The sequence below is a fragment of the Acinetobacter sp. 1424608 genome (genome assembly GCF_000588255.1).
In the GTDB taxonomy this organism is placed as follows: Bacteria; Pseudomonadota; Gammaproteobacteria; order Pseudomonadales; family Moraxellaceae; genus Acinetobacter; species Acinetobacter nosocomialis.
The window spans coordinates 1-10,282 of sequence record NZ_JFXL01000038.1; the positions used below are offsets into that span (position 1 = coordinate 1).

12 protein-coding genes and 1 pseudogene are annotated in these 10,282 nt (G+C 48.8%); 4 read left to right on the forward strand and 9 right to left on the reverse strand.

Annotation, left to right across the window (positions count from 1 at the left end; genetic code table 11):
- On the forward strand, window positions 1-759 hold a 759-nt coding region (locus J678_RS22525; protein ID WP_032027546.1), incomplete at its 5' end, for a Tn3 family transposase.
- A 51-nt stretch (window positions 760-810) separates the two neighbouring features.
- Window positions 811-933: pseudogene (locus tag J678_RS23485) on the forward strand (helix-turn-helix domain-containing protein); the annotation flags it as partial.
- A 91-nt stretch (window positions 934-1,024) separates the two neighbouring features.
- Here J678_RS23485 and J678_RS22530 read toward each other — a convergent pair.
- The 5 genes from J678_RS22530 to J678_RS22550 all read right to left on the reverse strand — a co-directional run bounded on the left by J678_RS22530 (window position 1,025) and on the right by J678_RS22550 (window position 4,514).
- Window positions 1,025-1,444, reverse strand: a complete 420-nt coding sequence (locus J678_RS22530; protein WP_000029507.1) for a PaaI family thioesterase — start codon at window positions 1,442-1,444, stop codon at window positions 1,025-1,027.
- Between the two features lies 1 nt (window position 1,445).
- Window positions 1,446-1,910: a PaaI family thioesterase gene (locus tag J678_RS22535; RefSeq protein WP_000378064.1), complete on the reverse strand. Its 465-nt coding sequence runs from the start codon at window positions 1,908-1,910 to the stop codon at window positions 1,446-1,448.
- A gap of 56 nt (window positions 1,911-1,966) precedes the next feature.
- Window positions 1,967-2,938 carry a BtrH N-terminal domain-containing protein gene (locus J678_RS22540; RefSeq protein ID WP_000186299.1) on the reverse strand — a complete coding sequence of 324 codons (972 nt, stop codon included), beginning with the start codon at window positions 2,936-2,938 and terminating at the stop codon, window positions 1,967-1,969.
- Window positions 2,935-3,561, reverse strand: a complete 627-nt coding sequence (locus J678_RS22545) for a TetR/AcrR family transcriptional regulator (RefSeq protein ID WP_000952904.1) — start codon at window positions 3,559-3,561, stop codon at window positions 2,935-2,937. Before J678_RS22545 ends, J678_RS22540 begins: the two co-directional genes overlap by 4 nt.
- Before the next feature lie 83 nt (window positions 3,562-3,644).
- On the reverse strand, window positions 3,645-4,514 hold the full coding sequence (locus J678_RS22550) for a metal-dependent hydrolase (protein WP_031967281.1): 870 nt from the start codon (window positions 4,512-4,514) through the stop codon (window positions 3,645-3,647).
- A 656-nt stretch (window positions 4,515-5,170) separates the two neighbouring features.
- Here J678_RS22550 and J678_RS22555 point away from each other — a divergent pair.
- A complete protein-coding gene (locus J678_RS22555; protein WP_004656998.1) occupies window positions 5,171-5,401 on the forward strand; it encodes an IS5 family transposase in 231 nt (76 codons plus the stop codon).
- 38 nt (window positions 5,402-5,439) lie between these two features.
- Here J678_RS22555 and J678_RS22560 read toward each other — a convergent pair whose 3' ends face one another.
- The 3 genes from J678_RS22560 to J678_RS22565 form a co-directional block, all read right to left on the reverse strand.
- Window positions 5,440-6,654, reverse strand: a complete 1,215-nt coding sequence (locus J678_RS22560) for an NAD(P)/FAD-dependent oxidoreductase (protein WP_001193555.1) — start codon at window positions 6,652-6,654, stop codon at window positions 5,440-5,442.
- Window positions 6,655-6,740: 86 nt separating this feature from the next.
- Window positions 6,741-8,132, reverse strand: coding sequence for a cytochrome P450 (locus J678_RS0104745; protein WP_004658516.1), 1,392 nt, complete (start codon window positions 8,130-8,132; stop codon window positions 6,741-6,743).
- Window positions 8,133-8,181: 49 nt separating this feature from the next.
- Complete coding sequence (locus tag J678_RS22565; protein WP_004658513.1) at window positions 8,182-8,502, reverse strand: 2Fe-2S iron-sulfur cluster-binding protein; 321 nt, start codon at window positions 8,500-8,502, stop codon at window positions 8,182-8,184.
- Window positions 8,503-8,718: 216 nt separating this feature from the next.
- On the opposite strand from J678_RS22565, the gene J678_RS22570 reads away from it, so the two are divergent.
- On the forward strand, window positions 8,719-9,798 hold the full coding sequence (locus J678_RS22570; protein WP_004658508.1) for an AraC family transcriptional regulator: 1,080 nt from the start codon (window positions 8,719-8,721) through the stop codon (window positions 9,796-9,798).
- 240 nt (window positions 9,799-10,038) lie between these two features.
- Here J678_RS22570 and J678_RS22575 read toward each other — a convergent pair.
- On the reverse strand, window positions 10,039-10,282 hold a 244-nt coding region (locus tag J678_RS22575; RefSeq protein WP_032027515.1), incomplete at its 5' end, for a recombinase family protein.

Here is a 10,282-nt window from a genome sequence, read left to right on the forward strand (position 1 = left end):
GGGCTGCTGTATCACGAGTCTGATTTACGCATCGAGGAACACTACACCGATACGGCTGGATTCACCGACCATGTTTTTGCACTCATGCACATGCTAGGGTTTCGATTTGCACCACGAATTCGTGATCTGGGCGATACGAAACTCTATATTCCAAAGTCAGACATAGACTATGCCGCACTTAAACCCATGATTGGCGGCACACTGAATATCAAACAGATTCGTACTCATTGGGACGATATTTTGCGTCTGGCCGCATCAATCAAGCAAGGGACTGTCACAGCGTCGCTAATGCTACGTAAACTCGGTAGTTATCCACGACAGAATGGTTTGGCATTGGCATTACGAGAGCTGGGGCGTATTGAGCGCACACTGTTTATCTTGGATTGGTTGCAAAGCGTAGAACTACGCCGTCGGGTTCAAGCTGGATTAAATAAAGGTGAAGCCCGTAATGCATTAGCGCGCGCCGTTTTCTTTTATCGATTGGGTGAGATTCGAGATCGAAGCTTTGAGCAACAGCGTTATCGAGCCAGTGGCTTGAATCTAGTGACCGCCGCCATTGTATTGTGGAACACGGTTTATTTAGAGAGAGCGACTAACGCCCTACGAGGGCATGGTCGCACAGTCGATGATACCTTGCTGCAATATCTGTCACCGCTGGGGTGGGAGCACATCAATTTAACTGGGGATTATCTATGGCGAAGCAAAGCCAAGATAGGTGGTGGAAAATTTAGGCCATTGCGCGCAATTGAAAAACCTTAGCGTGCTATATTTTCCGTTTCCTGAGACGACCCCTACAAGGGCCGTAAGCCGTCACTGACTCCTGAACAAGTGGCTCTGCTGCATCAACGTCTTGAATCTGGCGACTACAAAACCAAGCGAGCATTGGCGAAGGAGTTTGGGATTTCTGCGCCAACGCTGTATCGGTATCAGTAGTAGTTCCAGCTATTTGATATTATTTGTCTATCTATTGAAAATTTTTCTGAGTAAAACAGGGTCGGCATCCTGAACTGAGCTTGCTCCAATTTTATTTGCTGCTAACCGTAAACAGGAATCGACCGATACAAACCAACTTGCCATCAAGTAGTAACTGAACCGATACTGTCGTAATGCGCCGACCCGCACGAACAATACTGGGGACTGCCTGTAACGTACCTATAAATGCTGGCCGCAGGTAATCAAAGGTCATCGTGGAGCATAAGGGCAGCTCATTATCACCACGCTGACGGGCAAGATAGGCGGCGGCGGCCACTTCACCAAAACTCGCGAGAATGCCGCCATGAAACGTGCCAATCATCGGGTTGCCGATATGCGAATCACGAAAGTCCATAAAGTACTGTATTTCTCCATGTTGCATTTCCTCACGAAAACCTAGAAAATCGACAAAAGGCTCGTCACACAATTTTAGTGGGGGTGTTTCCGCGCTCATCTGATTTACTATACTCATATCACTCGCCTCGCGCTTCATTGCTGTCAAAAGAGGGTCCCATCGTGCCGATTGCGAAAGAACCAGTGACAGTAGCCAGTAGCTCACCACTGTCTTCTGCAACCGCTCGGCCCGTGATAAAGGCCACCGTATCGGTTCTACCAATGCAATCCACTATCGCCTTTAAACCTACCGCAGAGGGAATACGTCGCAAAAAATCGACACGCAAATCAATAGTGGCAATCGGCTCTAACGACCGCAATGACGAAAAAATAGATAAGCCGCAAGTCGTATCCAGCAGCGTCACCAAAGCCCCTCGATGCAGTGAGCCTTTACGGTCAGAGAGTTGCTCAGAGAAGGGCATCGTCATCTCGGCATGACCATCGCTCACTGCACCAACACTAATATTGAACATATTGAATAAAGGGTGATTAGTACCAAAAAACGCCTTAGCCATGGTCAGGTGTGCCGTGTTATTACTGTCCATTTTTGAACTCCCGCCATTGCTGGCTGATTTTATTGCGAAAAAATTAGCGGCACGTCTCAAAGTGCAAGGGCGGCATCTGTATAATTACGTTCGGCCTGCATCACCGCCACAATGGCCTCTTCAATGGCGGCATATGGAAAGTTTGTGCTTTCCGAGGCAGACTTCAAACACATGGCTAATGCCGTCCATGCTTTTTCGCAAGCCCTCATTAACAGGGGCAGTCGATATTGCTGTACACTTGCGTCATAGTGAACCGCTTCATCAAGGAATTCAGCGTACATTTTGCGGAAGCCGCCGCCACCTGTGCCACGCTTTTCAATAATTTGGTAGGCAAATCGGGTCGTCCAGTGCCAATCGCCTGTGGCTCCCCAACGACTCAGTTCGGCCAGCCATGTTTCCAGTGCCGATATGCCACTCACAGCTAATGACTTGGCGTTGTCATGGATGACACCGGTAATCATCTCGGGGGTAATTTCGCCTTGAAACGCGGTGGGCGTGAACATATTGCCATAGTGAATAAATGGGGGCTGTGTAGAAAAACGTGCGCGGGTCAGTGCCTCTCGCGTCACCGACAAAACACTCGGACGCTCGGTATCGGTGACAAATACCGCACCTGTCTCTGGATTTCTCGACCAAGCGGCTATGGCGTGACCGGGAAAGTGCGTGCTGCTGTTGAAGTAAGGTAAATAAAAAATATCCGTCAGCAACAGGGTGGGGTGACCCGCATCCAAACATTTCTCCAGCGCGGTGGCTGCCGATTCGGGTGACTCGAAGGTTTGCCACTCAAAGGGTATACCGATACTTTCAAATACGCGCGCTTCAAACCCCAAAGACCGCACATGCACTAAAAATGGCACAGGGGCGTCAGCCATTTCCAAATAGGTCACGCCAAGCCCTGAGCCTAATCCAAAGCACATGGCCTCGGAAATATTCAGCCCATTAAACTCGAGCAAATCACGAATTGCGGAGCTGCCACAATGCCTCCCGATGGCGTGCGTGATACGGGATGGAGTCTTATAGTTGGTCACAGGTTTTTTGCCTCTTCGTGAAAATCTGGATTAAGGATGCCTCTTGTCATCATCTGCCATATCGCATCCGCGATCTGTTCAAGATTGTACTTACCATTTTCTTTATACCAAGTGGCAGCCCAGTTTATTGCTCCTAGCCCAATCAGTCTTAACAGATCTGCATCCACATCGTTTCGGATACAACCATAAGACTGCAGATCATCAAGAATTGTCTGCCAATATCGCTCGTATCTGTCTCTCTCAGCAATAATCTGCTCACGTGCGACTCCATGTACCGAGCGCCACTCAAACAACAACACATAAACCATATCGTCACCCGACATAAGGATATCGACATGTGTCTGCAGTGCCGATTGCATTTTTTTGAGTGGATCTTGAATCGCGGAAGTCGCCTCAACAATCCTGTAAATAGTTCTCTCAATAGCAAGCCGCATCATATCAACCAAAATATCGTCTTTACTACGATAGCGGTAATGCAGACTGCCTGGAAGAATACCACAAGCACTGGCAATTTCTCGCACACTGGTACGCTCAAAACCCTTTTCTCGAAACAGCTTGGCAGAAGCGGCTAATACTCTCTCGCGGTCAGCAACTTCGACTCGCGTAGATTCACTACTCAACATAGTTTGACTCATAACATTATATCAATAAGACAGGTTACTCGACTTGGTCAAGTCGAGTCGAGTCTTTCACGGTCTCTCCTGATCTATACAGCTTTTGCAATGGGGACATTAAAAACAATTCGTGACGCTTCCATAGGGTCTTGATGCTTATCATATTCAGCCAGCCAAGAATTAACCTTTTCTGGGATTTCGGTGTCGCTAGGATGGAAACCTGGCTTAAACCAGTCCAGATAGCGTGGAATAAGTCTGGTAATCAGGCCACGTGGTCCATAGAGGCGATAAAATCCCTTAGCAAGCACCAATGGCTGACCTTGTAGTTTGTCAATTTTCAACATATGCCAAAGAACTGAGCCAACCACCGCATGTACCAGTAGCGTTCCGATAATCAAAGCAGATGCGCGGGTGAAATCCCCCCCACCTGCCGCTGTTTCGTAAACATCAAAGGCTACTGTTTTGTGTTCGACTTCTTCTACCCCATGCCACATGAACATGGCACGCATTGCGGGATGAGCATTCTTGAACATCTCACCCTCACCCTCCATAGCACCCTCGCCTAGTACAGCAGTAATATGTTCAAAGGCAGCTGTCATGGCCAACAGATACTTGGCGGGCAGGTGTTTTTGGGAGAGCCGAATAAATAATTTGAATCTTGCGATGACCTTTTCGACATGAATGCCTTGCGACTGCATCACCGCATTATACTGGTCATGCACAATGCCATGTTGCGCTTCTTGGCGAAAAAAGTTTTTGATATCTTCTCTCAGTTTAGGATCTGTGACCAGATCCTGATAGTTACGCACCGACTGAATAAAAAAACGCTCTCCATCGGGGAAGTGAATAGAAAGTGCATCAAAGAAGCGTGTTAACACCGGGTCACCGTCGTTCCAAAAAACTGGAACATCACTTAAATCAAACCGCGGCTTACGTGGCTGGATATTGATCATATGAGTCATGGCGAGAGTTTCCTTGTAAAGGCATCGAATGTCTGTAAACCTGCTATCACATTTGACCTTGAGCAATATTTTTCACCTTGGTCAGGCACAGCAAATATCACACAAGAATTCAACGGGTATTGGTCAAATGACCAAATGCATATTTTGAATATATATTGGTCGATTGACCAAATGTCAAGCCTGTCCTCAAAATTTGATAGAATGAGTTAACAACGCAGCAGGTGAGCCAGATCATCTTTGACATCGAATATAGCTACCAGACCTTTTGGCAGAGGTGTTTTTTTAATGTTAGTTTTTTTACATTAGAGTGTGTTGACGTTTGAAAATATTGATTGCAAATTGGAGGCAGACTCAGAGAATTAAAGCTCTCCCCATCCGAGTCCACCATGCCACGCTTTATGCTGAACGACCAACATTGAGCAAAGATTTCTCCTATGCTCAAGCAACAGGACATTGATCACAAACCAAATTTACGGCTCACCGTAGAAGCCATGCTCTACAGAATGTGGGTGAAATGTCCATGGCTAGACCTACCTCCTGACTGAGTTTGGTCAGCAGCCTAATCTCTACAAAAGATACAACGACTGGTCAGCAAAAGGTTTTTTCCAAAGCATACTCAGGGTTTTATCTACTGACTCTGATATAGAGTAGGGGTTATGGATAGCAATTACGTCAAGGCACATCAACATAATGCACGTGCTGCAACTCACGATCAGGAGGCGATTGGCTTAAGTCGAGGTAGCAAGACAAGTAAGATCCATCTTGCCGTAGATGGGTATGGATTACCCATCGTGTTTGCGATCACGGGTGGTGAATTACACAAAGCCAAAGCTGCACCTGACTTGCTCTCACAGGTATCTATCGATGCCATTCTGATTAACATCTGAATCAGCGTAATGCAAATCTAGCCTGATGTAGTTTTAAGCTACCCCATCAACGCCTGTACCGCAATCGACTCATCCGCCAACCGCAGTGGATCGACCGCCGTACCAGCCGTGATCAGCTTTTTGCTTAGCATAAACTCCTGCGGACGATTCACACAATCCGCCGCAATCAGGCGACCCGCCTGCAAATAAAACGCTGCAAAGCTACGCCTTTGCTGCACATCACCCCGAATCACGATCTGATCATACCCCTGACTGAGTCCCGCAATCTGCAACTTTAGATCATACTGATCTGACCAAAACCAAGGCAAACTCTTCGAGGTCCGCTGTAAGCCACACAAGGTCGCCGAGGCAATTTTGGCCTGTTCATTGGCGTTTGGTACCGACTCCAAGCGCATCCGCCGCTGATAAATCGGATTAAACGCATTGGCACAATCCCCGATGGCCACAATCTCTGGCGCACTGGTACGGCAATACTCATCAATCACAATACCATTGTCCACCTGCAAGCCCGCGTCCAGCGCCAACTCGATATTCGGTACAACCCCGACCCCGATGATCACCAGATCTGCATCGAACATCGAACCATCGGCACACAGCACCGCTTGCGCCCGCCCCTCACCCGTGATCGCCGTGACCGACACACCGGTATGAATCGTCACACCCTGTTCGCGATGAATCCGCGTATAAAAGTCCGACACTTCCGGTGCAGTTACCCGCTGCAAAATCCGCTCGGCGGCTTCCAAGACCACCACCTGCATGCCCTGCTCGGTCAATGCGGCGGCTGTTTCAAGACCGATATAGCCACCACCGATCACCACTGCTTTGCCGTTGGGTTGTACAAATGGCTGGATAGCCTGTACATCGCTGATATTTCTAAGATAATGCACACCTGCCAAATCAGACCCAGCCAGCGACACCGTCCTGACTCGTGCACCGGTACACAGCGCCAACTGGTCATACGCAAGCGTACTGCCATCTTGTAGTGTCACGCTGCGCGCTGCCCGATCAATCGCAACCACCCGCCCGTGCCGAAATTCGATCTGATTTTTTTGATAAAAAGCGGCTGGCCGAATCAATAACTCATCGACCAGTTGTGCACCGCATAAAAAGGTCTTGGACAACGGCGGTCGATGATACGGCAAATACGGCTCATCGCCGATCACCACAATCTCGCCCTGCCAGCCATCTGGCCGCAGACTTGCCGCCAACTGCGCCGCAGCATGACTTGCGCCAATGATGACGATTGTTTGCATATGAATTCACTCAGTTCATGGTTGATGCACAGCATCAATTGTTGCCGACGACAGTTGCAAAATGCCTCTGTCGCCTATTTTGATACCTACGCTTTGGCAGTCAGTTTGACCATCATCTTGGCATAGCCGCGCACAAAGTTAGACTGCACCAACTCTGGCTCACCCAATACCTCAATATTGTCGAAGCGAAGCAATAACTCCTCCCACAGAATCCGCAACTGCATCTCGGCCAAGCGATTGCCCATACAGCGATGCACACCAAAGCCAAATGACAAATGATTGCGTGCACCTTTACGATCAATCAAAAACGCATCTGGCTGTTCAATCACCCGCTCGTCACGATTGCCCGAGGCATACCACATTAAGATCTTGTCGCCCTTACGGATGGTTTGGCCGTGCATCTCGATGTCTTGCTTGGCGATGCGACGCATATACGCCAGTGGGGTCTGCCAGCGAATGATCTCGGACACCATATTTGGAATCAGGCTCGGTTGGTTTTTCAGTTTGACAAACTGCTCAGGAAACAGGTTCAGCGCATATACCCCGCCGGTCATGGAGTTCCGCGTGGTGTCATTCCCACCGACAATCAGCAAGGCCAAATTGCCCAAAAACTCCATCGGACGGTGAATCAAATCCTTGGTATCGTCATTGCTCAGCATTAAGCTAATCAAATCAAATCCCATCGGCTCCCCTGCCGCTTGCTGAGCCGCCTTGGCATGCCACAGCGCGGCAAACTGCTTGGCCATATCAGCGGCGGCATTAAAAAGCACATCGTTGTCGCTAATCTCACCGCCCGTGGCTTCTGCGCTGCCCGCCAACGTATCAGACCAGTACACCAGCTTGTGCCGCTGTTCATACGGAAAATCTAACAAGGTCGCCAGCATGCGTGCGGTGATTTCTTTGGACACCCGCTCCACCCAATCAAACGGCGTATCGAGCGGCAAATCATCCAAAATCTCTTGTACCCGACTGCGGATCAGCCCTTCCATTTCTTTTAAATTTTTCGGTGCGACCACACCTTGTACCGCTTGACGCTGCACATCGTGCTTAGGCGGATCCATTGCAATAAACATTTCCACATCCAGTCCGGCGGGCGGCTTGCCAATCACAATCACCGGTTCCGCCGAAAACAGCTCGTGGGATTTGTCCACGAACACAATATCGTCATAACGGGTAATCGACCAAAATGCACCGAATGGACTGCTTTTTTGGTAATGAACAGGACGCTCGTCGCGTAGCCGCTTAAAGTATGACTGCCATTGATGCTGTCGATATAAAAACGGATTGCTCATATCGATGTCTTCGAGCTTGAGCGTGGCAACATCGGGGATTGGCTTTTCTACAAAATCAGGGAACGGTTGCGCCTGTGTCACCCGTTGCTTGACCTTTTGGAACACCTGCATGCCTTTCACTTGTAAATGCATGGGTATCGGCAGCAGGGCTGAAATTTGGTTTAGTGTGGCTTGCATGTTTTTCATGATTCATTCCTCAATGATGATGCTTAACAGCTGTTGAAATCTGCCGTCACTACATTTGAAACTCAGGCAAATGCACCACCATGCCATCCATTGCATCGGACAATTGAATCTGGCACGCCAAACGAGACGACGCCGTACCTTCTGGTACCATCTCTAGCATGCGCGCCTCTTCGTCATTGGGCTGTCCTGTCGCCGCCAGCCAAGCACCGTCAACGATCACATGACAGGTTCCACAAGCACATTCGCCACCGCAATCTCCATCAATGCCGGATACGCCGTGATCGATAGCCAGTTGCATCAGCGACTTGCCCGCTTCGATGTCAAGTACGGTGGCGGTACCGTCATACTCGATCAATGTAATTTGACCCATTATTACTACTCCTGTGTGGTATACGGTTGCTGGTGACGCCGATGAAAATAGCCATCCCTCTTTACTCATAATAGACATGTATCCATACTGCTTACAGGTCTCTTGTTGACAATATAGGGTCATTAAAAGACGATTATGGCGCTGTAGCCCCATCGTCGATTGCATTTTTCTAGTCGATGTTCTTTCATACTGGTCTGTTATTGAGGTGTTTGAGCCATGTTGCATCCAAGTCTGCTGACTGGTCTCGCCAGTACAAGTGAATCTGCTAATATCCCCTGTAGCTATACCCGTCTGATTGGCCGAGAGCTGGACTTGCAGGCGCGTGACCTACCTAAACTATTAAAATTCACCACGCTGACCGCTGAACAACTGATGCGTGACGACACGATGATCACGGCCAGCCAACAGATTCAAATCTTACAAAATAGCTTGGAGTTGTCCGCATCCGATCAGTTTGGCTTGCGTTTAGGGCAGCGGCTCACGCCGTCAACACATGGCTCGATGGGCTTTTTAATCAATAGCAGCCCGAACTTATTGGCCGTGTTACAAGCGTTTCAAACTTTTTTGCCGACCCGTATGAGTTTGATTAGGCTCGAAACACACACCAATGCTGAGTGGACGACCTGCTTGATTTTCTTTGAGCAGACCTTGAGTCATGCAGTACATCGGCTACTGTCCGAAACTGTTGCGGTGATTTTTTCGGAATGTGCCGAATTTATTGTTGGACGACCGCTGACCGAGGCGGTGATTCAGTTTAGCCATCCCGCCCCCGATCATCATGCCTGTTACGCGGATTATCTTGCCGGTACCTATCAGTTTGATCAGCCACAACTGTCGATCCGAGTGCCGACCGAGTTGTGCTTGATTGCCAATGCATCCGCGCAGCACGATAGCTATCTGCTGGCGATGCAACAATGCGAAATGATCCTCAACCGGCTCAAGACCCAACAACACAGCACCACCTACCAAGTGCAAAAAGCCATGCTGTCCTATCCGCTCGGGCAACTGAGTGAAGAGGATCTGGCTGCAGCCTTGTTTATGAATAAGCGTACGCTGGCCAGACGTCTGGTCAAAGAGAACACGAGTTACCGGCTGATTCGAGATCGGATTTTATCTGAGAAAGCCAGTAGTTATTTACATGACCCTCAAATATCGGTCGAGGCAATTGCCAGCTTACTGAATTACCACGACTCTGCTAATTTTCGGCGCGCGTTTAAACGCTGGTTTGGTGTATCACCAAGTGCTTATCGGCGAAAAATCACCCATCGGCAAGAAGAAAATGACCTGAGAGAATGAGGTTGTTCGTATGATTGTTAATACGTTGAAACATCAATACGCCCTAGAAAAATACCTTAAAACGCTATGTCAGAGATGGCAATCATATGGCAGCCCTCCACTTCCAATCCGATAACCTCAACTCAACCCAACGCTTGCAACCCGCTGTGAACTCTGTAGAGGTTTTAATTCCCATTGCAGCCCATCCACCGTCAATGTCTTCAGTTAGGGGTCGTCTCAGGAAACGGAAAATATAGCACGCTAAGGATTTTCACTCCGACTTCTTTTAACGATATCCAACACGGTATTTTTGCTTAGATTGACCAGCCGACCGACTTGTCGATAAGAGTGTCCAGCAGACACCAACTCCAACACTTTAGGTGCCAGACGATCTGACTTGGTACGTTGACCAGGACGACGACCAAACACAACGCCACGCGCTTGTGCCGCTGCTACACCAGAGCGCACACGTTCACGTAGTAAATCTCCCTCAAACTCTGCTAAT

What these genes read in the sequence shown, in the direction of transcription:
- J678_RS22560 (WP_001193555.1), bottom strand. Translation starts at nt 6,654, where the DNA reads ATGCAAACAATCGTCATCATTGGCGCAAGTCATGCTGCGGCGCAGTTG.
- J678_RS22550 (WP_031967281.1), bottom strand. Translation starts at nt 4,514, where the DNA reads ATGACTCATATGATCAATATCCAGCCACGTAAGCCGCGGTTTGATTTA.
- J678_RS22570 (WP_004658508.1), top strand. Translation starts at nt 8,719, where the DNA reads ATGTTGCATCCAAGTCTGCTGACTGGTCTCGCCAGTACAAGTGAATCT.
- J678_RS22530 (WP_000029507.1), bottom strand. Translation starts at nt 1,444, where the DNA reads ATGAGTATAGTAAATCAGATGAGCGCGGAAACACCCCCACTAAAATTG.
- J678_RS22545 (WP_000952904.1), bottom strand. Translation starts at nt 3,561, where the DNA reads ATGTTGAGTAGTGAATCTACGCGAGTCGAAGTTGCTGACCGCGAGAGA.
- J678_RS22555 (WP_004656998.1), top strand. Translation starts at nt 5,171, where the DNA reads ATGGATAGCAATTACGTCAAGGCACATCAACATAATGCACGTGCTGCA.
- J678_RS0104745 (WP_004658516.1), bottom strand. Translation starts at nt 8,132, where the DNA reads ATGAAAAACATGCAAGCCACACTAAACCAAATTTCAGCCCTGCTGCCG.
- J678_RS22565 (WP_004658513.1), bottom strand. Translation starts at nt 8,502, where the DNA reads ATGGGTCAAATTACATTGATCGAGTATGACGGTACCGCCACCGTACTT.
- J678_RS22535 (WP_000378064.1), bottom strand. Translation starts at nt 1,910, where the DNA reads ATGGACAGTAATAACACGGCACACCTGACCATGGCTAAGGCGTTTTTT.